This is a genomic window from Limnothrix sp. HT2024 (assembly GCF_059138625.1).
Genome location: NZ_CM181121.1, coordinates 4,367,862 through 4,390,989, shown reverse-complemented (window position 1 = coordinate 4,390,989; position 23,128 = coordinate 4,367,862). Strand labels below are relative to the sequence as shown.

Sequence of the window (23,128 nt, the reverse complement as noted above, 5' to 3'; positions counted from 1 at the left end):
AATGAATTGGCCGTTGGCACAAGCAAAGCAAGATCAATGAGGCATCAGTCTCCACCCACCATTGAATGTGATGGGGACTTAGAGCAGCTTTGCAAAATCTCACTTACTTGGACTTTTCTTAAGTTTAATAGTCCAATCTGTATACGTCAACCGATCAATTTACTAGTCCAAATGGTAGCCAATTTACGAAACCTATAGGCTTTTGAGAGGATTGAGCCTATGGGGAAAGCCGGACAAGTTTTAAAGCAAGTTTTGACCTCGCACGATGTCAGTCAGTATGCCCTCGCCGCCAAACTGGGCATCGAGCGAACCACGGTATATCGCTGGTGTAATGACGTGCGCGATCCTAGTGGTGACACGATCGTGGCGATCGTCACAGCCTTAAAAAAGCTAAATCCAGAAGCGGCGCGGGATTTCGTGCGGCTATATTTAGGCGAAATTGTGGAATAGCCGATCGCCCATTTTCTTTGGTTTTTAGTCCCCAGCACCTCCAATTTTGGCAAGTTGACGATCGGGCAATCTAAGAAGATCAATAGACAATATTCAATCTTCAAAAAAGATTTGTCCTTCAATCCACTGCTATGGAAACCAATGTTTTAGTCGTCGGAGCCGGGCCGGCAGGCGTGGCCAGCTCCATCACCCTCAGCCAGCGGGGTATTGACCATGTGCTGATTGATCGCGCCATTTTTCCCCGCGACAAAGTGGACGGCAACGCCTTTGGCCAGGATCTGTTGGCAGCACTCGATCGCCTCAACCGCGCTGACTTGGCAGCAGCCCTCCTCGCCAGCCCCGACCTGTTGCCCTGTCCGGCCGGCGCTTGGATTTTCAGCGATCGGGGCGATCGCTACCAACCCCCCTTGCCCCGCCTGGCCGACCAAGCCCCGATTTACACCATGGATCGCCAGGCCATGGATGCCCTGCTGTTGGAGTTTGTGGATCGATCGACTGCGGATCTGCGGCTGGGTTGTGAATTGGTGGCCCTGGAACCGGCGGGCGATCGGTTGGCGGCGGTGTTGAAAATCGGTGAGCAAACGGAAACCCTGCACCCCAAGCTCGTAATTGGAGCCGATGGGGCCCGATCGCGCGTGGCCAGCCTGTTGCTGAACCCCACCGAAGACCCCACCGATCGGGCCCTGACGCTCCACCGCTACTACCGCAACGTGGCCGGCTTCGAGCAGCCCCACATCGAAGCACACTATATTCAACCCCTCTTGCCGGGATTTTTGTTCATTGCTCCCTTGGCCGATGGTCGGTTCAAAGTTGGCTTGGGCACTAGGGCCGATCAAATTGGCAACGATCCCGCCCGCCTGTCCGGGTTGCTGTCGGAAGTGATTGCCGCCAAGCCCTGGCTGCGAGAACGCTTGGCAACCGCAGAACCCATCACTGAGCCGGAAACCTGGCCCATGACCTTTGGTGGCTCGGCCCAGATCCGCCGATCGGGCGATCGGGTGTTGCTGGCGGGTGATGCGGCCGGCCTGTGCAATCCGCTGACGGGGTTTGGCACGGCCAAGGCGATCGACTCGGGGCGGTTGGCGGCGGCCGTGGCCGCGACGGCCATCCGGGTTGGCCAGTTCGATCGCGCAGCCCTCTCCGCCTACGATCGCGACTTGCAGCGACTATTCGATCAGGAGTTTGTCCTGTCCCGTCGGATCAATCGCTGGAATCAGTCCCCCTGGTTTATGAACTTCTTGACCGGGCGATCGCTCCCTCGGCGCTTGCTGCAATCGGCAAAAACGCTCCACCGTTGGGATGCCCTGGTGCAGGTTTGAGCAGGGCGATCGGTTGCCCTGGGTTCAGCGGCCTTGAACCGGCAGGCACAGATTAAGCAAACAGCAATCTAGTGTTAACGGTTGCTTAAGCCCAGGCCGATACAGTGGCCAAGCTCCAAGGCACGATTCGATCGTTCGGGAGCTTCTGCCCACTGTTGTTTCCTGTGCTGTATGGCCACCACAATTTCGACCTTCGATTGGAATAACCGTCCGCTGTTGGGCACAACAGCCACGACCAACCCCCGCAACCCTTCCCAAACCACGCCCGGTCAACAGATTTTTCTGGGCGGGTTTTCCGGGTTAGCCTTCGAGGGAAGAGATGCCAACGGGCGGTTGCAATTCCTGACCCATACCGATCGCGGCCCCAACGGCGAGCCTACCAACCTGTTGCGCGATGTGCCCGGCAGCGAGCGGCCCTTCGCACTGCCCAATTTTCAGCCGCAGTTAATTCGCTTTTCCTTGGATCCGGCCACTCGTGCCTTCACCCTCACCGAGACGATCGGGCTGAAGGCCGCTGACAATCGCCCGATCACCGGCCTGCCCAACGTGCAAGCGGCCGCCTCCGGCGCAGCCTACACGGACGAAGTGCCCGTGGACTTGTTTGGCAACCGACTCACAAACGACCCCGTAGGCATTGACTCGGAAGGGGTGGTGGTGGCCCCCGATGGCTCGTTCTGGATGGTGGATGAATATCGCCCCGCCATCTATCAGTTCGATCGCACCGGTAAACTCCTGAACCGCTTCATTCCCCAGGGAACCGCCGCCGCCGCTCAACAGCCCGCCGGCACATTCGGCACGGAAATCTTGCCTGCTGTCTATGGGTCGCGACGGGCCAATCGCGGGTTTGAAGCCGTGGCCTTGGATGGCAACAAACTCTATGCCTTCATCCAAAGCGCGATCGACAATCCCGACAGCACCGCCGACACCACCTCCCGAGGATCGCGCAACCTGCGGATCGTGCAGTTGGACATCAGCACCCGCGAAGTAACCGCCGAATATCTCTACATCCTTGATGACATCACCCGCAGTGGCGATGGACGCACCGACAAGATTGGGGATGCCGTGGCGATCGGAGGCGGCCAATTTGCCGTCATTGAACGCGACGACCTGACCGACACCAGCTCCAACAAATTGATCTATCAGATCGACCTAGCGGGCGCGACCAACATCAATTCCCCCGCCAATTTGCGTCAACTGCCCCCCGGTAAAACGATCGAGCAGCTAACCTACGCAGAACTCAAAGCGGCCGGCATTGAACCCGTTGCCAAACGGCTGCTCGTGAACGCCGCAGAAGCGGGCTATGTGAACGTGGACAAGCCCGAAGGCCTGGCGCGGGTTGATGCCAACACCCTCGCGATCGTCAACGACAACGACTTTGGCTTGGCGGCCGACACCCTGCCCGGTAACGGCACCGTGCCCTTTGAAACGGAAGTCACCCCCGTACGATTGGGCTTGATTCGGTTTGATGAGGCCCTGCCCGTAGCGCGGGAATTTCGCGGCACCAACGCCGCCGATCGACTCGATGCGCGGGGTGGCGACAACCAGGTTTTCGGCAACCAAGGCAACGACACCCTCGCGGGCAACCAGGGCAACGACACCCTCTATGGCAACCAAGGCAACGATCTTGTGCGCGGTGGCCAAGATGCGGATGTCCTGTTCGGTGGTCAGGGCGATGACCAACTGTTTGGCGACCTGGGCAGCGATTCCCTATCGGGCGACCAAGGCAACGACACCCTAACGGGCGCAGGCCTCGACAGTCTCCGGGGCGCTGGCGAAATCGACACCCTCGTCGGCGGAGCTGGTAGCGATTTGTTTGTGTTGGGCAACAGCAGCGGCGCGTTTTACAGCAACACCAACAACAGCAACCCCGGCTTGGGTGACTACGCCCTAATCACGGACTTCAGCCCCACGGACGATCGCCTGCAACTGACCAGCGGAGCCACCTACGTCCTGGGCACGACCACCGTGGATGCCACCGCCCTGGGTTTGTTCATCGACAACGACGGCACGGCAGGCCTCAGCGGCGGCGATGAACTGATTGGGGTGTTGCGCGGTCGCTCAACGGCGGAAGCCAGCGCGATCGCCAGTCGATTCCTACTGGTCTAGATCGGCTCTTCCCGTTTAGATCGCTCGTTTTCACAGGGGGCGACGGCCCCTTGTGAAACCCCCAACAACCAACCATTTCATAGTTGCTTCATAGTTACTGCAAGGGGTTATCCTTTACGGATTGCCGCTCACTGGACTGCGTTGGCAATCCGCCAGCAAGATTAACCCACAAGATCCGTATCCTCATAGATCTCCGCGATCGTGATCGAAACATTAACACTCGTTAATTGCATCGGATCGCTCGGATTCGCTAGTTGCCATTCACCCCGATCGCTCTTTTGAAACAGCTCGATCGCCTGGCAATCCGTCGAAACGAGCACATACTCAGTCAGGCTGGGAATCGTGCGGTAATCAGCGAATTTTGCGGTGCGATCGAACCGGGCTGCGCTGGGCGAAAGCACTTCGATAATCAGGCGGGGATAGCTAATATATTGTTCATTATTGGGGCGATCGCGATCGTCGCAAGTCACCACAACATCGGGATAGTAGAAAGCGTTACTTGCCTCGATTCGCAGCTTCATTCCTACCAAGAAAACACGACAACCAGAACCGCGAAGCTGAGTTTTCAGCGCAACGAGTAAGTTACCAATGATTGCGTTGTGGTTACGTGTGCCGCCAGTCATGGCAAAGACTTCGCCATCGCGGTATTCGTGACGGATTGGGCTGACTTCTTCAGCGGCAAGGTAATCAGCGGGGCTGATATAGAGCGGATCGGTGGCGAGCATGGGGAGTCTGGTAGGGCATGGTTCGATCGTAGCAAGTCGCAGCCGATCGGGGAGACAAGGAGTTTCAACCCCTTGCCCCCAGGCGATCGCAGTCTATTGGTGTGGTTTCTGGCGCTGGGCGATCAGCCATTTAACCAGGCACTGCACAACGGGCATCACTAACCGGAGCGATCGCTCGGCACTAGTGGTGATGCCATGGGCTAACACCAGCAGTGCCAGCAAGCTCCCGAGCCAGTTACTGCCGGTCACGAGGGGTTGCAGATCCAGGGCGATCGGAAGTAGCTCAATCTGTTCGGTTTGGGTGGTTTCGGGGGCAGCAGGGGGCAATTGACTTTGGCGATTCATGAGCTGAACTCCTGGTGGGTTGATGAGTTCAGAATCGCTGAGGTGGCTTGTTCAAGTCTTTTCAGCGGCCAGTGAATTTTGGGGTGATGTTTTTTGAAGCATGGTGGCAAATTGGGTCAGATTTGTTCAGACCTGTTCAAAATCTTTCTAAACTGTTCAGAGCGGTTCACTGGAGCGAGGAGCGATGGGGATTCGGGCAAGTGAGGAGGGATTGAAGCGCATTCAGGCGGCAATTAAGGCCCGAGGTTGGCAACCCGGCAGCGATCAGTGGGTAGATTTAGTCGTCGAGGTCAATAGACCGCTGATCGATCACCCCAATATTGATCGCAGATTAGAGAAGTTTCATAAAAGTTCATGGCAGCGATTTGTTAAGAATAAAACAGGGGTATCACTCCAGAAATTTCGGTGGTGTTGTCAGGCGCTGGGGCTAGATCCTGAGGAGATTCGATCGCCTGAGGAGAGCAGCCCTGAGCCTGAGGAGGTTTATATTCAGCGGCCGCCCTTGGAAGACCAGTGCAATCACGCGCTTCAGCAGCCGGGGGCATTGGTGCGGGTGCGTGGGCCGCGGCAGTTGGGCAAAACACGCTTGTTGTGTTGGCTGTTGGCACAGGCTCGGCAGCGGGGCGATCGCACGGTGTTTTTGGATATGCGATCGGCTGACGATCTCGACCAGAAGGATCTCACCACTTGGTTGCAGTGGTTTTGTCGGGAAACGGCGCGATCGCTCGATCTTGATCCTGACATGGTGACTGAGGCTTGGGATCAAGACAGCACACCCAAAAATAACTGTGGCGAATTTTGGCTCACGAATTTTTTGAAACCCAGCGATCGCCCATTAGTTTTGGCTTTAGATAATGTTGATCTGCTATTTGATCAAGCTTGGGCTAAGGACTTTTTCGGATTAATTCGTGGGTGGTTTGACAAAGCCAAAACCCTCAATCAGTGGAAAAAAGTTCGGTTTATTTTGTCCTATTCCACAGAAGTTTATATTGAGCTAGAAATTCATCAGTCGCCGTTTAATGTGGGGCATGAAGCCCGGTTGCCCAACTTCACAACCGAGCAAGCCAGCCAATGGGCAGAGCAATTGGAACTGGGGCTAACTGCATCGCAAGTGGCGGATCTGATGCGGGTGACCAGTGGCTATCCGCGTCTTTTAGAATTGGCTTGGCGGGAACTTCAGGGACAAGCACCCGATGCAGTCGCCCACTTAGTAGCCCAAGCGCCCACTCTCCAAGGGATTTACCGCAGCCACCTGAATGAGCTATATGACCTTGCCCAAAGAGCCACACTAGGAGCAGCGATCGCCCAAATGGTGGCCAGTGACGAAGCTGTGAGTATGGACTTAGAAACCATGCGATCGCTGGAGCGGTTGGGGTTGGGGGAATTTGTCAACCAGGGGATTGCTTGGCGTTGTGCGATGTATCGGGACTTTTTTGCGGAGCATCCAGTTCGCTGACAGGGGGGTGAGCAACGATGGCAGTGGTACAAATTGCGGACGAAACCACCTTGGCAGCGTTGGCGGCGGACTTTGGCTTGCGGCGATCGCCCGATCCCGATTTCTTTGGGGAATGGCAGGGCGAATTGCCGAAGTTGAGCGAGTTGGATCGGGTGGCGATCGCTCGGGTGGTTCGCTATTACGAAGCTTTGGTCGATCGCGGGTCGGTGTCTGAGAATTTGGTGAAAATGGCGGTGGTGTCGCCGCTGTTGGATCTGGCGGGATTTTATGAGCCGGAGTTTGCGATCGAGGATGAGCGATCGGTGGAGTTGGTGGCTCAGGAAGGTGATCGGGTATATCGCGGCCGGCTCGATATTTTGGTGTTGCATCAATCCCTATGGTTGTTGGTGATTGAATCCAAAAGCAGCAATTTTTCGCTGCAAAAAGCCTTGCCGCAAGCCTTGACTTATATGTTGGCGGGTGAGAGTCCGGTGATCTTTGGTTTATTGACCAATGGCAGTGAATTTCGGTTTTTGAAGCTCGATCGCCTGCAATCTTGCTATGGCGTTTCGGGGCTATTTTCTCTGTTGCCGCCGGATGATCACTTGGGGAAAGTCGTGCAGATTTTGCGACGGTTGCAGGGAGCGATCGCCCCATGAGTGATTCCCATGCGTTTGATTATGGCTATCAGGTTGGCGGCACGATCGCGGCGGATTCGCCTGTTTATGTGGAGCGATCGGCGGATGCGGAACTGTTAGCCAAGTTGGAGCAAGGGCAGTTTTGCTATGTGTTTAATTCTCGGCAAATGGGGAAGTCGAGTTTGCGGGTACGGACACAAGCCAAGTTGCTCGATCGCGATTGGTTCTGTGCCTCGATCGACTTGACCAATGTGATTTCGGATGGGATTACAGAAGCGCAGTTTTATAATGGTTTGATGGCGGAAATTGCGGAGGCGTTAGACCTCGACTTTAACCGCAAAACTTGGTTGGCAGAACGAGGCGATTTGTCGCCTGTGCAGCAGTTTGGGGACTTTGTGGCGCAGGTGGTGTTGGTACAAATTGCCCAGCCGATCGCGATTTTTTTAGATGAAATTGACAGTACGTTGCGGTTGACGACGTTTTCGATCGATCCGTTCTTTGCGCGAATTCGGAGTTTTTATAACCAGCGATCGGAGCGGCCTGAATTTCAGCGATTGACGTTTTGTTTGCTGGGGGTGGCGGCTCCATCGCAGTTAATTCGCGATCGCACCCAGACCCCGTTCAACATTGGCCAAGCGATCGAGTTGTCGGGGTTGGCGTTGGCGGCGGCGTTGGGGCCATTGGGCGATCGGTTGCCGGGCACAGCGGCGGAACGGGCGCAAACCCTCACGGAAATTTTGGATTGGACGGGTGGGCAGCCGTTTTTGACGCAGCGGCTCTGTGCCTTGGTGCGGGACAGGGGCGAGCCGGTGGCGACCTTGGTGCAGCGGGAGATTGTGGAGCGGTGGCAGTTTGACGACCCCCAAGACCACTTCAAGGCCCGGCGCGATCGGCTGTTGGAGGCGAACCCGGCCAACCTGGGGCGGCGGTTGGGTTGCTTGCAGCGGGTGTTGGCCAGTGCGGATGGGGTTGAGCTGGACTCCAGCGAGGAGGAGTTGGAGTTGCGCTTGGTGGGGCTGGTGCGATCGCAGGGCGGGCGGCTGCGGGTCTACAACCGAATTTATGGGGCGGTGTTTGACTCGGCTTGGGTGGCGGCGCGGTTGGCGGAGTTGCGGCCCTATGAGGAGCAGCTTCAGGCTTGGCTAAAGTCGGGGCAACAGGATGAGTCGTACTTGTTGCACAACATAGATTTAGATAACCAACTGCAATGGGCTGAGGGCAAGCGCTTACCTCCAGAGGATGAGTTTTTTTTTAGGGCGAGTCAGCAGTTGGCACTGCGAGAAGAGCGGGTGGTGCGGCAGACGTTAGAAGCAGCGAAGGAAAAAGCAGACCAGTTAGTTAAAGCGGGCCAATTGACCTTGGCAGTGGCATCGTTAATTTCTGTAGCGGGTGTGGCTTTGAGTCTTTGGTTCTCTTCGCAACAAGGGTCATTAGCTGTCTTGAATCGCCGTAGTTTGGCGGCAACTGAAAGATTTCAGGCAGGCGAACAACTAGAGTCCCTAGTAGATGCCACAAAAGCCTTGCAAGACCTACAAGCCACAGGCGTTTCTTTAGCTCAAGTTCGTAGCGCCTTGCCGGTAGTTGGCCCGCTCGATGCGGTACAAAACATTTTGGAAAAAATTCGAGAAAAAAATCAACTACAAGGGCATAGCGGTCCGGTTTTTAGCGTGAGTTGGAGTCCCGATGGCAAAACCCTCGCCACCGGCAGCAGGGATGGCACTGTGAAACTGTGGAATGTGACCAGCGGTCAGGCGATTACCACCCTGCAAGAGCATCGCGCCTCGGTTAGGAGCGTGAGTTGGAGTCCCGACGGCAAAACCCTCGCCACCGGCGGCAGCAGGGATAGCACTGTGAAACTGTGGAACGTGGCCAGTGGTCAGGTGATTGCCACCCTGCAAGGGCATAGCGGCTGGGTTTTGAGTGTGAGTTGGAGTCCCGACGGCAAAACCCTCGCCACCGGCAGCAGGGATGGCACTGTGAAACTATGGAATGTGACCAGCGGTCAGGCGATTGCCACCCTGCAAGGGCATAGCGGCTGGGTTTTGAGTGTGAGTTGGAGTCCCGACGGCAAAACCCTCGCCACCGGCAGCTCTGACAGTACGGTGAAACTGTGGAACGTGGCCAGCGGTCAGGCGATTGCCACCCTGCAAGGGCATCGCGGCGGGGTTTTGAGCGTGAGTTGGAGTCCCGACGGCAAAACCCTCGCCACCGGCAGTTCTAACAAGACTGTAAAACTATGGAAGGTTCCTGGAGGTCAGGAGATCGCTACCCTGCAAGGGTATATCGACAGGGTTAATAGCGTGAGCTGGAGTCCTGACAGCAAAATTTTGGCTATCGGAAGCGACGATAAGACCGTGAAGCTGTGGGACTTGGCCAGTGGTCAGGTGACTACCACTTTGCCAGGACACCGCAACTCAATTAGTAGTGTAAGTTGGAGTCCCGACGGCAAAACCCTTGCCACCGGTAGCTCTGACAGTACGGTGAAACTGTGGAACTTTGCTAGCGATCAAACAACAGCTACTCTGTCAGGACACCGTGGCTCGGTTAATAGCGTAAGTTGGAGTCCCGACGGGAGAACCCTTGCCACCGGTAGCTCTGACAGTACGGTGAAACTGTGGAACTTTGCTAGCAACCCAACCGTTAGCACCCTACAGGGGCATCGCGGCCCGGTTAATAGCGTAAGTTGGAGTCCCAATGGCAAAGAGCTTGCCACTGCCAGTGGATCATTTGTTATGGATGGTCGATTGTTGAGTCGTGACAATATGGTGAGGTTGTGGAACGTGGCCAGTGGCCAAACCGTTGCCACCCTCCTGCCAGGGCATGACGATTCAGTTAATAGTGTGAGCTGGAGCCCTAACGGAAAAACTCTCGCCACCGGCAGCAGTGACACTACCGTACAACTGTGGAACGTCGCTAGTGCTCAACTCATCACCACCCTGGAAGGACATCGCGGCCCAGTTAATAGCGTGAGCTGGAGTCCTGACGGGAAAACTCTTGCCACTGCTAGCGGGTCATTTTTCACGGGTGATCCACGGTTGAATCGTGATAACACGGTGAAACTGTGGAACGTCGCTAGCGGTCAGGTGATAGCGACTCTGCAAGGTCATGACGGCTCAGTTTTGAGTGTGAGTTGGAGTCCCGACGGGAAAACCCTCGCGACTGGTAGCAGTGACAAGACCGTTAAATTGTGGAACGTAGACAGCCGTCAACTCATTGCCACTCTACAAGGGCATGAAAACTTGGTTATGAGTATGAGCTGGAGTCCTGACAGCAAAATCTTAGCCACTGGTGGCGCTGACAACACCGTGAGACTGTGGCATGTTGCTAGCGGTCAATCCATTGCAACCCTACGGGGGCATAGGTACTCGGTTAGGAGCGTGAGTTGGAGTCCTGATGGGCGAATTTTGGCCACTGGCAGCGATGACAACACTGTGAAACTGTGGCCGATGACGATCGAGGGGCTGCTCGACAAAGCCTGCACCTACCTCAAGCCCTACCTAACCAACCCCGACCACCCCGATCGCAACAACCCCAAAGTCTGCGACTATCCCCCATCGTCCTGACAAACCAGCCAATGCGCCATCGCTAGCCCGATCCAGAAACTCCCAGTCGTCAATCATGCGATCGAGCCTGATTCCACCCGACCTATTCGATGTTGTCGAAATTCTGCTTGATCTGCCTGACCTAGGACTGCAAGCAGGCGATCGCGGATCAATTATTGAAATATACGACAATCAAATTTCTCCCTCCACCTACGAAATTGAATTTACAAATCCTGACGGCGAAACCATCGCCCTAAAACGCTTATCGCCCCAGCAATTCATCGTCATTTGGCGCAATGCCACCCAAACCTGGGTTTCCCTGAGCGATCGCATTGCCGCCCTCATTCAAGTCTTGCCCGAAGATCGCCAAGAACAGGTTTTGGGGTTTACCCGCTCCCTCCTATCAACCACCCCCATTAGTCGATCGTCTGAACCGTGATGGAAACTGTCTCAAACCTTTCCAAAACTCAACCCGCAGCACTCCCTCAAATCATTCCCACCGAAACCCTCAAGCTCCTCTTAAAAACCTTTAAAGAACAGAAAGGCGAACACTTTCACCTGACAGCCTTAGGATATTTTGGTTCCTATGCTCGCGGGGAAGCTCGCCCCGATAGCGATGTCGATATCGTCTTCCAAACAGACTACCCCAACCTCCTAGTCACCGTGGCCTTACAACTCGAACTCACAGAACTCTTGAACCGCCCCGTTGATATTCTGCGCTACCGACCAAGCCTCAGTCCGCGCCTAAAGGCTCGCATCGACCAAGAAGCGGTTTATGTCTAAATACAAGGATTGATCAATGATCGAACGCAGAATCTTATTAGAACGACTAGAGGAGATTTTGGAGGCACTAGAACGAATTCCTGATCGCTTGCAAGATATTTCAAAACTCGAAGACTTTTTGGCCACCAAGGCTGGACGCAGCAATCTAGATGCTATTTGCATGGTGCTGCTTGCGGTTGGAGAAGCATTCAAAGCCATTGATAAAAAAACAGAAGGAGAATTCCTTGCTCAATATCCAGAAATCCCCTGGACAAAGATTTTTGGACTCAGAAATTTACTAGCTCACACTTATTTTGATGTTGACGAAGCTCAAATTCTCAACACTTGCCACCATGACATTCCAGAATTAGTGACTACGGTGCAAAAAATGATCCAAGACTCACAAGATCAAGACTGAACAAGACTCTATCCGCCGCTGGACTTTGGTACATTAGCATCAGCCCGCCAGAGGCAAATCGCGCTGACATCCAAGACAGCGCCACCTAGGTATGAAACTTGCAAACTGAACAATCGGGCACTCACCATGACTCAATCAATTCTTGTTGACACAGAAGATAGTGGGGCTGCAAGCGAGATGCCCACCCAACCGATCAACCGCAACACTTCCCCAACTACTGACCCCATTCCTGCCACCCTCGCCCAACTGCTCAACCTCCTCAAAAGCCAATTGCAAACCCTCTGGGGCGATCGCCTGGTTCACCTGATTCTTTTCGGTTCCCGTGCCCGAGGCGATGCTCAACCAGACTCCGATATTGATGTGGCGATCGTCCTCAAAAATTTTTGCGACCTAGGAGCAGAACTACAGCTTGTAGGTCAACCAATCTGTGATCTTTGCTTGCAGCATGACGTAGTAATTTCTCCAGTTTTCCTAGACGAATCCTTCTTTCTCCAAAACAACGGAATGCTAATGCGAAATATCCGTAAAGAAGGTGTCGTAGTATGACCGACGATCAAAAAAATCTTCTTGAAAAAGCCAAAGAAAGCCTCGCGGCAGCCGAATTACTATTGAGCCACGGCTACTTTTCAACTGCCGCTTCTCGGGCTTACTATGCCATGTTTTATATTGCCTCTGCATTTGTCGAAGGCGATGGACAATCATTTTCCAGCCACGCCGCGATCATCTCTACATTTGGGCGAGATTTTGCCAACCGCGATCGCGTTCCCAGTCATCTCCATCGTTATCTCCTAGATGCCCAAACCATTCGGCATCAAGCCGACTATGCCCCAATTAGCAACCTCTCTCCTGAGCTAACGCGATCGCTGCTCCAACAGGCCCAAGAATTCATCGAGACTGGCGATCGCCTGCTGTGAACTGGCTGTTGCCCCCTGAACCGCAATCACCAGACCGCGTTAGCCCAGGCTAGATCGCCCCATTCAACCCATTCTTGGGATGGGCGATCGGCTGATCAGCACGAAATTTTGATCCAGTGGGCTAGCCGCTGGGCCTTGTCGATCGCCCCCCAAGAACTGATTACTTGGTTTGGATCTCGTCGAACAGAATGATGAAAGGGCGATCGAGCAGGTTCAGAACGCCATCAAAGCAAGGTGGCAGGGTTCAGCCCAGAACTCAAATTCCGTCCGGATCCCCATCATCACGCCACACTTCCAGATCCAAATCGTTGAAATATAGCAAGGCACTTTGAATTTGGGCGTTGGAACCGCTGAGTTCTAGGTCAAACCAACCATCGCTATCTTGGTCAGATCCCAGCAGGGCCGCCAGCACATTCACGGTCAGTCCAAACCGAGAAATGATGGTGGAAATCACCGGATCGGGTCGATAGTTGCTGGGCACACGGATGCGCACCCGGACTTGCGATCGATGCCCCGGTTCTGAGTCGATCGGGGAATTCGTGACCGGAGAATCGGTGTGGATGGGGTCAGTCATCGGATTGCCTCCCGTCCAAAATCGGGATTGTGGGAATGGGGCGGGGCGATCGCGCTGGGTCCGTTGAGGGCCGTGGGCGATCGCCCCCCAGAACCTATTTCTTGGTTTGGATCTTGTCGAAAATGGCTCCATCGGCAAAGAACTGCTTTTGGATGGCATCCCAACCGCCCAGTTCCTTGACCGTGAAGAGTTTGGTGACCTTGCCAAAGCGATCGCTAAACTGCGCTTCAATGGCCGGGTCGATCGGGCGGAACCCTGCTTCCGCAAAGGCTTTTTGGGCTTCGGGGGTGTAAAGGAACTTCACGAAGGCTTCTGCCACCTCCCGAGTGCCCCGTTTGTCCACCACCTGATCCACCACAGCCACGGGGCTATCGATCGAAATATTCGTCGTCGGAACCACGTAATCGACCTTTTGGCCCTTGGCTTGGGCCAAAAGCAGTTCATTTTCGTAGTTAATCAGCACATCGCCTTGGTTTTGCTTCAGAAACACGTCCGTGGCTTCTCGCGCATCCCGAGGCAAAATCGGCACATTGCCATAAACCGACTTCACGAAGGATTCTGCCTTTTCCGGCGTGCCGCCTGTTTGGGTCACCGCGCCCCACAGCACCAGGAAGTTCCAGCGGGCCCCGCCCGAGGTTTTGGGGTTGGCGGTAATCACCTTCAAACCCGGTTTGGCCAAATCGGGCCAATCCTTCACGCCCTTCGGGTTGCCCGGCCGGGTCACCAGGGCCGCAACGGACTTGTGAACGATCGCCTCGTTCGGCGCTTCCTGCTGCCAACCGGGTTCAATTAATTTGGCCTTTTCAATTTTTTCCACATCCTGCCCCAACGCCAGGGCCACCACATCCGCTTCCAAACCATCGATCACGGCACGAGTTTGGGAGCCGGAACCGCCATAGCTTTGGTTAATTTTGACCGTTTGACCCCGTTCTTTTTGCCACTTTTCGACAAAGAGCGGAATGATTTTTTCATAGGCCGATCGGGTCACGGCATAGGACACCAAGGTAATTTCGATCGGTTCGTTGTTAGCAGCCGATGCATTGGCCGCTGGTGTGCCCGTCGCGGGCGAGCTACCGGCAGCCGGGGAGCCGTTGGCGTTGGGATTGTTGGAGCCAGTGCAGGCGGAAATCATCCCACTCGCGAGCAAACCCATGCCCAAGCAGGCAAGCAGGCGGCGGCGGCTGGGGCGATTTAAGCGAAAAGGCGCAGTCACGATGCAAAACTCCTTGCAATTAACCCTGTTTAAGCGTGGGTCGCAGGGTGGGGTAAAAAAATCGGGGGTGGGGTGATTGTACGCCCCGGATTGAATTTCCAGTAAGTCAGTCGGTTTACCGGAGATTAAATCGCCTCTGAGAATAACCCATGTCGATCCAAAAGTCCAGATACCCGATCGAGTTACCGGTGTTTTGATTGCAAGGGGCTTTATCAGGGCGACCACATCAGCAAAACCCGCCCCTAAAACCAGCGATAGCGCATCAGAATACTGAAACCGATGGCCACGGCGATCGCCCCCAAGAGCACCGATCGCAAGGGATGGGCATCGGGTGAAACCAGGCTGGTGGTGCTGGTGAGCCGCCCCTGCACAAGATTGAGACTTTCCACGTCAATCCAAGGAATGCCGCCCCGCCGCAGCCAGCCGGTGACCATCACGGGGCTGCCGATCGGGAGTTCTTGGCGACCTTGGCGGATCAAGGTTCCCAGCCAACCCCAACGGCTGGCCAGGTGCAAGGGCAAGAGGCCGCTGGGGGTTTGTAACCACAAATCTTGCCAAAGTCCATTGGCCCAGCCCGATCGCCCCAGGAGTCGTCCGGATACTTTCACCATCACCGCATCGATCGGGAGGGCGTTGGGTTCGGCCAAGGCACTGGCCAAGGGCGGCCCATCCGCATTGAAGATTAGGGGTAAACGGCCGCGAATTTCCGGGAAGAAGGCATTCAGCCGCAGGAAAATCCCCAGGCCGCAGCCCATCCAGGCCAGGCCCCACAGCAGGGAGCGATCGGCCCACATCCAGCCGATCGGGTGGTTCAACAGCCGCCCCAATCCCCCAATTACCCACAGCAGCAGGGCCACCCCCACCCCCGCCACCATGCCCACCCAAGGCCCGGACTGGAGCCACAGGGTTTGGGGGGTGGTGGGTCGCAGGGGACGGGCCCGGGGCAAGGGCGGCAGGTAGCGTTGTTGTTGGTCTTGGGCTGCTCGATCACTGGCTTCAAATTCCGGTTCCAATCGCCAGCGCACGGCTAATTCCGCCAGGGTGGCCATTCGCTGGCCCGTGAGCGGATGGGTGTGATTGAGCTGGAGCCAATTGCGATAGGGATTGCGTCGGCCCCAGACCCACAGGGGTTCGGGGGGCGCGATCGGGTGGAAGCTGCCTTCAATGGCGGCGCAGGTGGGGCTGAAGGGCAACAACAGCTCGATCGCCACCAACCAAGGGGATAGGGACCGGTTCGCGATCGCCTGTTCTGCCACTGCCGCACCGCACTTAACCAGGGCCCGCGCCAGGGCATTGGGATCCCCCGTTTCGGCGGCCCCGAGCCGATCGGCTTCGGTCTGGCGCGATCGACTCCAGCCAAACAGGGCCCAACGCTCCACCCGATACAGCCCATAGGCCAGAACCGACAAACCCACCGCCCCCAGCTTGGCGGGCCAAAGCTGCCAGGTTTCCGCCAATTGCGCCGCCCATTGATGCAACCCATAGGGCAGCAGCAACACCACCGTGGCCCAACTGGCGATCGCGCTGTCGCCGCAATCAATCTGGCTATATTGGGCGGCCACCAACGTTGCCAGTTCCCCATCACTCAGACTATCGATCGCCCCTTGACTGATGGCTAGGCGGGCCTGGGCCGGCAACCAGCCATAGACCACCACCACCGGTAAGTCCGTGTTTAGTAACCGAAGAAAAGGAACCGGGCGATTGCGCGATCGCACCAATCGTTGCAACAGACGCGCCGTCTCCGGCCGCTGGGCAGAAAGCTCTGAGAACTTGCGCGTTTGGCTACCCCAGCGGTGCATCACCTCATCCAACAACCAAGGCGACCCCAAAAACAACAGCCCCAAGGCAATCCAAGCCGAAACCGAGGGATCATCGGTGACATAGGGCGTGGCCTCTCCCCAAATGGGCAACCAAGGCAACAAAACCGACAGCCAATCCAGCAGTTTGTTATAGGTGGCGGTTCCCAGCAGGACAAACTGTTGCACCACCCAAGCCAACAGGACGATCGCGATCGCCTGGCTCACCAACCGCGGCCCCCAAGGCCTCGGAGTCAAGACCGTGCGGCGATCGGCTCGGCCCCCGTTGCGCCATTGCACGCTGTAGGGTTCGGGGGTTTGGGCATCCGTCGCCGCTGAAGGTTGCGCTTCCGGGGCAGTCGTTTCCACCGTTGTCACCACCGCCATTACGGCCGGCGGGCGATCGGGGTTGGGGGACAAGGGCGGGGAACCCGCCGCAGAGTTTTGGGGAAGATCTGATGGGGAGGTTGGTGCAGGGGTTGCAGGAGTTGCAGAGGCGATCGGCGGATTCGGCCCTGGGTCAGCGGTTGCCGATCCCGGCGAGGGCGATCCTAAAGCGGGTGATCCTGGATTCGGATTCAATGCCACCCGCACCACCTGGGTTCGCTTCCCGATCGCCTGAGCATCCGTCAGGGGCACAAAACCCACATTTCCCGCTTCCAGGGGCACAAAACCCGGATCCTCTGCCGCTTTAGGTTTCGGAGCGGGTGGTGGCGGCGGCTTCAGTTGCGATCGCGCTTGGGTAGCCCACTGGCGCACCTGGGGGTTGGGATGATTCAGCAACGATTCACAAAGGGCGATCGCCTTAGCCCATTGCCCCACAGCTCGATAAGCCCCCACGAGGGCCGCTTGGGCCCGCGCCTGCTCCGCCCCCGCCAAGGTGGTGCTGGCCATTTCCAATGGGGCGATCGCCGCCGCCGGTTGACCCTGTTTCAGGGCCGCCAAGCCCGCTTGGAGCTGCGATCGTGCCCCCTCTGCCCCCAACTCCGCCATAGTTTCAACCCAAAACTAGCCAATCCAAGACGCAGAATTCAACGGTTGCTCAACCGTTCAAATTCCGAATCCAAATCTAAAGGCTAGTGTGCCCGTCCGGCTCCCCCGGCCGCCACCGATAGACCCGCAAGTTGACCCGATCGGCCGCATCAAACTGCACCCCCTCCCGTTCCAGCAACGCCCGCTGCAAATAATCATTGCCCTGCCGAAATGGCGAATAGGAAATTTCCCCCCGCGCATTCACAACCCGTTGCCAAGGAATGTCTCGATCGTCCCCCGCCACCCGTGCCAGGGCGTAGCCCACCAGCCGCGCCTTACCCGCCAAGTTAGCCAGCTCGGCCACTTGCCCATAGGTTGCCACCTTGCCCGGGGGAATTTGCTGAACCACCGCATAAATTTGGGCATAAACTGTCATTGAATTGCCATTGCTCCTCAACCGCCCGATCGCTATTCAAACCAAGATCTAAAATCAGACCTTCAAGATCTTCGCTAAGAGGATGTCTGAAAAGCCAAAGTTAATACAATGCTTGCTCCAGCGATCAACGGAAACAAGGGGCTTAAGCCCCTTGCTGCCACGACTATTGGTGCTTAGTTCGGGCCGAAAGATACTTTTCAGACATCCTCTAAGATTCCAGCCAGTTTTCACCTAGGGCTGAAAGCGACCACCGCCGCCGCCAGCCATATTTTTAAACTGCGTAAACTGCGAATCAAACAGTAGGCGAACTGTGCCCGTTGGGCCGTTACGGTGCTTGGTCAGCAATACTTCTGCAATTCCCCGATCAGGAGTATCTGGGTTATAATATTCTTCTCTATAAAGCATTAAAATTAAATCCGCGTCTTGTTCGATCGACCCAGATTCGCGTAGATCTGACATCATTGGTCGCTTATTTGTTCGTGATTCTACGCTACGACTGAGCTGAGATAGGGCCAAGATTGGCACATTTAATTCCCGAGCTAAAGCTTTGAGCGATCGGGTAATTTTTGACAGCTCTTGTACTCGGTTATCTCCGCCTCCTTCCATCAATTGCAGGTAATCAATCACAATCAGCCCCAATGCGCCGCCGCGTTCCGCTTGCAGGCGACGGGCTTTTGATCGCATTTCTGTAATTGAAATATCCGCTGTGTCGTCAATATAAAGCTTCAGGTTAGAAAGACCCTGAATGGCCGACCCAATTCGCCCCCATTCATTTTCGCTAATTCGTCCCGATCGCAGGCGATTGCTTTCAATTTGCGCTTCGCTGGAGAGCATCCGATACATCAGTTGCTCCTTCGACATTTCCAGACTAAAAATGGCGATCGGGAGGTTATGAATCGCTGCCACGTTGCGAGCCGCATTCATCACAAAACTGGTTTTGCCCATCGAGGGCCGACCCGCCACAATGATCAAATCCGATCGCTGGAATCCCTGAGTCATCGCATCCAGATCATAGAAGCCGCTGCTCAGTCCCGGCATCTGAGATTCCAGGGCCCGACTTTCCAGCTCAAAGAATGCTTCCGAGAGAATCACCTCCGCAGAAGTTAAATCATTTTTGGCTTTGGATTGGGTGATATTAAACAGGCGCTGTTCTGCGCGATCGAGCAATTTAGCCAATTCTTCCCTATTGTCAAATGCCAACTGCGCAATATCACCGCCAACAGAAATGAGTTGCCGCCGCACATATTTATCAGCAATCAAAAGGGCATAGCGATCAATATTAACTGCACTAACGGTGCGATCGAGCAGTTGCGATATTTTTTGGGAGCCACCCACTTTTTCTAGGAGGTCTCGATCCTTCAGCCAAGTGCTCACCGATAGCAAATCCGTCGGATTGCCCCGAGCATGTAGTTCCCGCATGGCTTCAAAAATGGTGCGGTGGGCACTTAAATAAAATGCCTCCGGTGTCAGAATTTCAGCAACGCGGTTCATCGCTTCCGGATCCAGCAAAATGCCGCCGAGGATCGACTCTTCCGCATCAATATTTTGCGGCGGCAGTCGATCGCTCACGGTCGAAAAATCAAGCGACTCACTCATATTGCAAACAAGTTTGATCGATGGGTTCGCGATCGAAAAAATAAAGAGAATAGGGAATCTAATAGGAAATTTAGTGCCACGCGCATTCTGATCGGCACTATGCCACAGAAATGGGGGCTGGAACTAGCCAGACCCCCATGGGAGTAAACTGCTCTGGATCCTGGTTGGGATCTGAGCAATGGATAGGATATTCAGGACAGGGAGGATGGAGAGCGGGCCACCAGCGATCGACCATGAGCGATCGCCTAGCTGATGTGCCCAAACGTCCCAGCGGCAACCCTACTCGGCAATCACTTCGATCGTGGCCGTTGCCACCACTTCCGGGTGCAACTTCAGCGACACCGTGTACTTGCCCAGTTTGTTGATTTCGGGCAGGGTCATATCGCGGTGATCCAAATCGATCCCGGCGTATTCCTTCACCTTGTCAGCCACTTCGCGGGTGGTCACGGTTCCAAAGATCGCATCGCCTTCGCCCACCGACTTGGCAATCCGCAGCGTGCCCACGGTAGACAGAGCCGTTTTGTTGGCTTCTGCGCGTTGTTTTTCTTCAATCTTGCGTTGGCGCTCGGCCTCGCGCCGGCGCTCCACTTGCTTCAGAATTCCAGGGGTTACGTTAACGGCTGCCCCCTGAGGCAGCAGGTAGTTGCGGGCATAACCGGGAGCCACTTCTACCAAATCGCCGGTCTTACCCAGCTTGCTAACGTCTTTGCTCAGAACTACTTGAACTCGCTTAGCCATGGTTGGGGATATCGTGTGTTGGGCTGTTGATGGGCGGGTCGCTGGGTAAGCACTCGGGCACTGCGCAATTACGGTGTAGGAGCAATATCACGCGCACCGATCGCGCCCCACTCAACAAACTTTTAGACATTGCCAGACAAAAGGCAATTTCCAATATTAACAGCTATGTCGAGCTTGGCAGCAGTCTGAAGACGAAGATTGATCAGCGAAGCCTGGCGGAAATTGTCTAAATCCTTAGCGTGTGCCCGATCCCTGGCTGCGGCTGGGGCCGCCGGAGTCTGGAGGGGTGGGCGCTGGCTGTTGGGCGGCCGATCGCACTAACCAAGTTGGCTCAGGAGAACCGGCCAGGGCAAAGCGCTGGCCCCGACCCAGCCAAGACCAGGGTTCCACCACCGCCAACAAACCCCAAACCAAAATCACCATTCCTTTGATCAGGGGTTGCGATCGATCCAGAATCGCGGCGGATCGACTTTCGCCCATGACCAATCTTGCCGACTCCCCTTCCGATCGGTGCATGAGTCGTTGGGGGCGAACCACTGTCCTTCGATCGCAACAGTCCAACATCACAAACCTCCCTAGTGCTTCAAAAACACAAATTAAAGGGCGAAGCTTAACAAGCAATCAAACCGAAACTGAATGGTTAATGGTGATCTTTGAATAGCGATGATTCATTTCAGTCATTTATTTCAGTTATTCATTATTGCAATCCATTAAATTAATGAATTACAAATCATCAATCGCCAATGATTGATAACAAGCGGTTGATTGCAACGGTTAACAGCATGGTTCACAAGCTGATCACGGTTGGTCACGGTTGGCCAGAACCACCAAAACCCAAAAAAGATGACCTGGCAGGGGATGCTCCCGATCGTGATGTTGGTTTCCAAACAATCAAATTATGAAACAATAAACAAACATCATGATCAGAGTGATCTTGACTGATCTTTGATGGTCTAAGCATGATGAATGCAAACTAAGTTAATGCAACCTAATTGGCACAAACTCAGTCAGCGGTCATCAAACTCAGGCTTCCAAAGGTTGCAATCAAGAGTCGTAACCCAAAATTGCAGCTTCAAGTTACAACTTGTAATCGCGACTCAGAATCTTGACCCCGAATCTCAACTCAAGATTGCAACTCAAGATTGCTGCTTAAAATCGCAACTTTAGGGCTGCTTCTACGGTTTCGTGGGCAAGCTTTGGAGCTTCGGTTTTAGCACTGATTTTACGCATTGACCATAGCCCTCTAGTAGTACCGTAGAACGGATATGGGCGACTCATCAGATCCCTTGGGAATTCTGAAGAAAATCTTAATATCCACCATAATAGCCACTGCTAGTCCGGTGAATTTCTTGTGCCTTAACCGCTGACTCGCTTTAGAACAAAATGCCTGAAGCCTTTACCAAAGCTGGATTTTCAGGATCGGCGGGTGGTTTTTCTTATATCTGATAAATTGCTCAATTAAACCCAAAACCATTTCCGACTACGGCCCCATCGGGCCGAGCCGTAACCGTTGTCCACGCTCCGTGCTCCCGTTCCGTGCTCCCGTTCCGTGCCCCCGTTGCGCTGAAGTTTCCCATTCCCAATCAGGGCTAATCATCGAAGAAAATCCGGTTCATTAGCCCTGAGCGGGATTGGTTAAACTTTTTGAGCAATCCGTGACATGGGATTAAAGAAGATACCAAATCTTGGTGAAAATTCGTAAAAATTCAGAGGCGATCGCCTCTGAAGACCTGCAAGGTGATGAGTGATTGGTGATCGGCGCTTCTTGCTGCGGCTATTGATTCAACCACTCAATGAGTTCGGCGGGGCTGAGTCCCAAGTCTTTGGCCAGGCGATCAGTGTCGCCGCTGCCGCCAGCATCGCGGATTTCGGCCAGTTCTTGCGCCGATCGCCCCACAATTCGGGCAATATTTTTAAGCTGCCCGTCATTAATCGGTCGCCCTTCGTAAATATCCTTCAGCTCAGGGGGCGAAAGACGATAGGAATCGCAAAATTGCACAAACTCCTGGCTCCCCATGCCCAAGGCGGCTTGGCGATCGCGCAGCAGATAGGCAATGGCGCGGGGGCCGCTGGTGGGGCGAATGGTGGTTTCCAAGTACCGCAACATCAGTTGGCCCACCTGTTGGGAGTTGCCGCCCATTTTGGCCACCATATCGGAGCAAAGGCGCTTGAAAGCTAAGCGCAACACAGTGTTGGTCGCCTCTAGTTTCTTTTCGCGATCGAACAGCTCAGACAACTGGTTAGCAAATTCACTGGTGCACCATCCCACCTCTTCGCCGTTGATGGTGAGGCTGGAATACCAACGCTGGGGGCCAAATTGCACCTTGGGGCTGTCTGTCGCCACGATCGTCTCCTTATGCAAACGCAGGTATATGCAGGGCCTGAAAATCCTGAAAACACTGAGCGGGTTGAGTCGATCGGGGTTCGGGGTGTTGGCGATGCAGAATTCTGAATTCGCAGCTTGCCTTGGCCTTGGTCGATGCAACCCTCTCCATCATCCATGATCGACTCTGACCCTTGAGAGATCATCTCAGAGATCATCCCGGGCCCTTCAGGATCGTGGATGATCAAAACCAGGGACGATCAGACGATTAAATAATTTTCTAACGATTTTATGGACGATTGAATGCTGATTGGATGATTTGTTAATGATTATGGGGATTTCAGGCGAAACTGGCCGCGCCCGCCACCGAAAGCCCCAACAACGAGCGGCGGCCGAAACGGCCAAAACCGCTGTTTCGATGTTTTGCAATTAACTCTCGGGCAAATTGGGTCGATCGAGGGGCCGACAAAAGGTTTCGACTCCTTGATGGCTGACCCACAAAACCACGGGCAACAGCAACACGGTCGGACAGGGGGGCTGATCATCCAAATAGCCCAGGGTAGCCGCGATCGCCCCTTGGGCTAGGGATTGGCGAACCGGTTCTTGCACACAGAGCCGGGCCCGACATCGCTTGGCCAGGCCTTCCAACCAGCCATCACTGCGATCGGGCTGTTGGCCGGCCCGAATGGCCAGGGCGATCGCCGCATCTTCAAGATCGCCTTCACAATCTTCAATTTCTGCCAGGGCCTCCAAAGCAGTGGGATATTCTGCTAACTCAACTCGCAGTTGGGCGATCCTATCCGTTGACACTACCAAACGATTTTCG

General features: G+C 55.0%; 23 protein-coding genes. 12 read left to right on the top strand and 11 right to left on the bottom strand.

Annotation, left to right across the window (positions count from 1 at the left end; translation table 11 throughout):
* The first annotated feature begins 219 nt into the window (after window positions 1-219).
* The 3 genes from AC2IAX_RS18035 (at window position 220) to AC2IAX_RS18025 (ending at window position 3,875) form a co-directional block, all read left to right on the top strand.
* Window positions 220-450: a helix-turn-helix domain-containing protein gene (locus AC2IAX_RS18035; RefSeq protein WP_494388676.1), complete on the top strand. Its 231-nt coding sequence runs from the start codon at window positions 220-222 to the stop codon at window positions 448-450.
* Window positions 451-581: 131 nt separating this feature from the next.
* The gene (locus AC2IAX_RS18030; RefSeq protein ID WP_494388675.1) at window positions 582-1,769 is read left to right on the top strand and encodes an NAD(P)/FAD-dependent oxidoreductase; all 1,188 of its coding nucleotides are present in this window, start codon (window positions 582-584) and stop codon (window positions 1,767-1,769) included.
* Window positions 1,770-1,940: 171 nt separating this feature from the next.
* Window positions 1,941-3,875 (top strand): esterase-like activity of phytase family protein, encoded by a 1,935-nt coding sequence (locus tag AC2IAX_RS18025; protein WP_494388674.1) that lies wholly within the window; start codon window positions 1,941-1,943, stop codon window positions 3,873-3,875.
* Between the two features lie 161 nt (window positions 3,876-4,036).
* Here AC2IAX_RS18025 and AC2IAX_RS18020 read toward each other — a convergent pair whose 3' ends face one another.
* Complete coding sequence (locus AC2IAX_RS18020) at window positions 4,037-4,600, bottom strand: Uma2 family endonuclease (protein WP_494388673.1); 564 nt, start codon at window positions 4,598-4,600, stop codon at window positions 4,037-4,039.
* Window positions 4,601-4,693: 93 nt separating this feature from the next.
* Complete coding sequence (locus tag AC2IAX_RS18015) at window positions 4,694-4,945, bottom strand: hypothetical protein (protein WP_494388672.1); 252 nt, start codon at window positions 4,943-4,945, stop codon at window positions 4,694-4,696.
* Between the two features lie 184 nt (window positions 4,946-5,129).
* On the opposite strand from AC2IAX_RS18015, the gene AC2IAX_RS18010 reads away from it, so the two are divergent.
* From AC2IAX_RS18010 to AC2IAX_RS17975, 8 genes are all read left to right on the top strand, one after another.
* Window positions 5,130-6,401, top strand: coding sequence for an AAA-like domain-containing protein (locus AC2IAX_RS18010; protein WP_494388671.1), 1,272 nt, complete (start codon window positions 5,130-5,132; stop codon window positions 6,399-6,401).
* Window positions 6,402-6,418: 17 nt separating this feature from the next.
* Complete coding sequence (locus AC2IAX_RS18005; RefSeq protein ID WP_494388670.1) at window positions 6,419-7,039, top strand: type I restriction enzyme HsdR N-terminal domain-containing protein; 621 nt, start codon at window positions 6,419-6,421, stop codon at window positions 7,037-7,039.
* On the top strand, window positions 7,036-10,581 hold the full coding sequence (locus tag AC2IAX_RS18000; protein WP_494388669.1) for a WD40 domain-containing protein: 3,546 nt from the start codon (window positions 7,036-7,038) through the stop codon (window positions 10,579-10,581). The genes AC2IAX_RS18005 and AC2IAX_RS18000 overlap by 4 nt, the downstream gene beginning before the upstream one ends.
* Window positions 10,582-10,648: 67 nt before the next feature.
* Window positions 10,649-10,999: a DUF4926 domain-containing protein gene (locus AC2IAX_RS17995; protein WP_494390438.1), complete on the top strand. Its 351-nt coding sequence runs from the start codon at window positions 10,649-10,651 to the stop codon at window positions 10,997-10,999.
* The gene (locus tag AC2IAX_RS17990; protein ID WP_494388668.1) at window positions 10,999-11,343 is read left to right on the top strand and encodes a nucleotidyltransferase family protein; all 345 of its coding nucleotides are present in this window, start codon (window positions 10,999-11,001) and stop codon (window positions 11,341-11,343) included. The genes AC2IAX_RS17995 and AC2IAX_RS17990 overlap by 1 nt, the downstream gene beginning before the upstream one ends.
* A 16-nt stretch (window positions 11,344-11,359) precedes the next feature.
* A complete protein-coding gene (locus AC2IAX_RS17985; RefSeq protein ID WP_494388667.1) occupies window positions 11,360-11,740 on the top strand; it encodes a HepT-like ribonuclease domain-containing protein in 381 nt (126 codons plus the stop codon).
* Between the two features lie 177 nt (window positions 11,741-11,917).
* Complete coding sequence (locus tag AC2IAX_RS17980) at window positions 11,918-12,286, top strand: nucleotidyltransferase domain-containing protein (RefSeq protein ID WP_494388666.1); 369 nt, start codon at window positions 11,918-11,920, stop codon at window positions 12,284-12,286.
* A complete protein-coding gene (locus AC2IAX_RS17975) occupies window positions 12,283-12,654 on the top strand; it encodes a HEPN domain-containing protein (protein ID WP_494388665.1) in 372 nt (123 codons plus the stop codon). Before AC2IAX_RS17980 ends, AC2IAX_RS17975 begins: the two co-directional genes overlap by 4 nt.
* Before the next feature lie 256 nt (window positions 12,655-12,910).
* On the opposite strand, the gene AC2IAX_RS17970 is transcribed toward AC2IAX_RS17975, so the two are convergent.
* From AC2IAX_RS17970 to AC2IAX_RS17940, 7 genes are all read right to left on the bottom strand, one after another.
* Window positions 12,911-13,228 carry an NIL domain-containing protein gene (locus AC2IAX_RS17970; protein WP_494388664.1) on the bottom strand — a complete coding sequence of 106 codons (318 nt, stop codon included), beginning with the start codon at window positions 13,226-13,228 and terminating at the stop codon, window positions 12,911-12,913.
* A 94-nt stretch (window positions 13,229-13,322) separates the two neighbouring features.
* Window positions 13,323-14,381, bottom strand: coding sequence for a sulfate ABC transporter substrate-binding protein (locus AC2IAX_RS17965; protein ID WP_494390437.1), 1,059 nt, complete (start codon window positions 14,379-14,381; stop codon window positions 13,323-13,325).
* 302 nt (window positions 14,382-14,683) lie between these two features.
* Entirely contained in the window at window positions 14,684-17,230 is a 2,547-nt protein-coding gene (locus AC2IAX_RS17960) for a M48 family metalloprotease (RefSeq protein ID WP_494388663.1), read from the bottom strand.
* Window positions 17,231-17,306: 76 nt separating this feature from the next.
* Window positions 17,307-17,645 (bottom strand): MGMT family protein, encoded by a 339-nt coding sequence (locus AC2IAX_RS17955; protein WP_190531805.1) that lies wholly within the window; start codon window positions 17,643-17,645, stop codon window positions 17,307-17,309.
* Between the two features lie 231 nt (window positions 17,646-17,876).
* Complete coding sequence (dnaB, locus tag AC2IAX_RS17950) at window positions 17,877-19,241, bottom strand: replicative DNA helicase (RefSeq protein ID WP_494388662.1); 1,365 nt, start codon at window positions 19,239-19,241, stop codon at window positions 17,877-17,879.
* Between the two features lie 279 nt (window positions 19,242-19,520).
* Window positions 19,521-19,979, bottom strand: coding sequence for a 50S ribosomal protein L9 (gene rplI, locus AC2IAX_RS17945; RefSeq protein WP_099533812.1), 459 nt, complete (start codon window positions 19,977-19,979; stop codon window positions 19,521-19,523).
* A gap of 234 nt (window positions 19,980-20,213) precedes the next feature.
* On the bottom strand, window positions 20,214-20,543 hold the full coding sequence (locus AC2IAX_RS17940; protein WP_494388661.1) for a hypothetical protein: 330 nt from the start codon (window positions 20,541-20,543) through the stop codon (window positions 20,214-20,216).
* 179 nt (window positions 20,544-20,722) lie between these two features.
* Between AC2IAX_RS17940 and AC2IAX_RS17935 the strand changes: the two genes are divergently transcribed.
* On the top strand, window positions 20,723-20,881 hold the full coding sequence (locus AC2IAX_RS17935; RefSeq protein ID WP_494388660.1) for a hypothetical protein: 159 nt from the start codon (window positions 20,723-20,725) through the stop codon (window positions 20,879-20,881).
* 872 nt (window positions 20,882-21,753) lie between these two features.
* On the opposite strand, the gene AC2IAX_RS17930 is transcribed toward AC2IAX_RS17935, so the two are convergent.
* The gene (locus AC2IAX_RS17930; RefSeq protein ID WP_494388659.1) at window positions 21,754-22,323 is read right to left on the bottom strand and encodes a hypothetical protein; all 570 of its coding nucleotides are present in this window, start codon (window positions 22,321-22,323) and stop codon (window positions 21,754-21,756) included.
* Window positions 22,324-22,731: 408 nt separating this feature from the next.
* Window positions 22,732-23,112, bottom strand: coding sequence for a hypothetical protein (locus AC2IAX_RS17925; RefSeq protein WP_494388658.1), 381 nt, complete (start codon window positions 23,110-23,112; stop codon window positions 22,732-22,734).
* Window positions 23,113-23,128 lie beyond the last annotated feature (16 nt).

Excerpts from the sequence above, each read along its gene's own strand:
- AC2IAX_RS18035 (WP_494388676.1), top strand. The coding sequence starts at position 220 with ATGGGGAAAGCCGGACAAGTTTTAAAGCAAGTTTTGACCTCGCACGAT.
- AC2IAX_RS18030 (WP_494388675.1), top strand. The coding sequence starts at position 582 with ATGGAAACCAATGTTTTAGTCGTCGGAGCCGGGCCGGCAGGCGTGGCC.
- AC2IAX_RS18025 (WP_494388674.1), top strand. The coding sequence starts at position 1,941 with ATGGCCACCACAATTTCGACCTTCGATTGGAATAACCGTCCGCTGTTG.
- AC2IAX_RS18020 (WP_494388673.1), bottom strand. The coding sequence starts at position 4,600 with ATGCTCGCCACCGATCCGCTCTATATCAGCCCCGCTGATTACCTTGCC.
- AC2IAX_RS18015 (WP_494388672.1), bottom strand. The coding sequence starts at position 4,945 with ATGAATCGCCAAAGTCAATTGCCCCCTGCTGCCCCCGAAACCACCCAA.
- AC2IAX_RS18010 (WP_494388671.1), top strand. The coding sequence starts at position 5,130 with ATGGGGATTCGGGCAAGTGAGGAGGGATTGAAGCGCATTCAGGCGGCA.
- AC2IAX_RS18005 (WP_494388670.1), top strand. The coding sequence starts at position 6,419 with ATGGCAGTGGTACAAATTGCGGACGAAACCACCTTGGCAGCGTTGGCG.
- AC2IAX_RS18000 (WP_494388669.1), top strand. The coding sequence starts at position 7,036 with ATGAGTGATTCCCATGCGTTTGATTATGGCTATCAGGTTGGCGGCACG.
- AC2IAX_RS17990 (WP_494388668.1), top strand. The coding sequence starts at position 10,999 with ATGGAAACTGTCTCAAACCTTTCCAAAACTCAACCCGCAGCACTCCCT.
- AC2IAX_RS17985 (WP_494388667.1), top strand. The coding sequence starts at position 11,360 with ATGATCGAACGCAGAATCTTATTAGAACGACTAGAGGAGATTTTGGAG.
- AC2IAX_RS17980 (WP_494388666.1), top strand. The coding sequence starts at position 11,918 with ATGCCCACCCAACCGATCAACCGCAACACTTCCCCAACTACTGACCCC.
- AC2IAX_RS17975 (WP_494388665.1), top strand. The coding sequence starts at position 12,283 with ATGACCGACGATCAAAAAAATCTTCTTGAAAAAGCCAAAGAAAGCCTC.
- AC2IAX_RS17970 (WP_494388664.1), bottom strand. The coding sequence starts at position 13,228 with ATGACTGACCCCATCCACACCGATTCTCCGGTCACGAATTCCCCGATC.
- AC2IAX_RS17965 (WP_494390437.1), bottom strand. The coding sequence starts at position 14,381 with ATGGGTTTGCTCGCGAGTGGGATGATTTCCGCCTGCACTGGCTCCAAC.
- AC2IAX_RS17960 (WP_494388663.1), bottom strand. The coding sequence starts at position 17,230 with ATGGCGGAGTTGGGGGCAGAGGGGGCACGATCGCAGCTCCAAGCGGGC.
- AC2IAX_RS17955 (WP_190531805.1), bottom strand. The coding sequence starts at position 17,645 with ATGACAGTTTATGCCCAAATTTATGCGGTGGTTCAGCAAATTCCCCCG.
- dnaB (WP_494388662.1), bottom strand. The coding sequence starts at position 19,241 with ATGAGTGAGTCGCTTGATTTTTCGACCGTGAGCGATCGACTGCCGCCG.
- rplI (WP_099533812.1), bottom strand. The coding sequence starts at position 19,979 with ATGGCTAAGCGAGTTCAAGTAGTTCTGAGCAAAGACGTTAGCAAGCTG.
- AC2IAX_RS17940 (WP_494388661.1), bottom strand. The coding sequence starts at position 20,543 with ATGTTGGACTGTTGCGATCGAAGGACAGTGGTTCGCCCCCAACGACTC.
- AC2IAX_RS17935 (WP_494388660.1), top strand. The coding sequence starts at position 20,723 with ATGATTGATAACAAGCGGTTGATTGCAACGGTTAACAGCATGGTTCAC.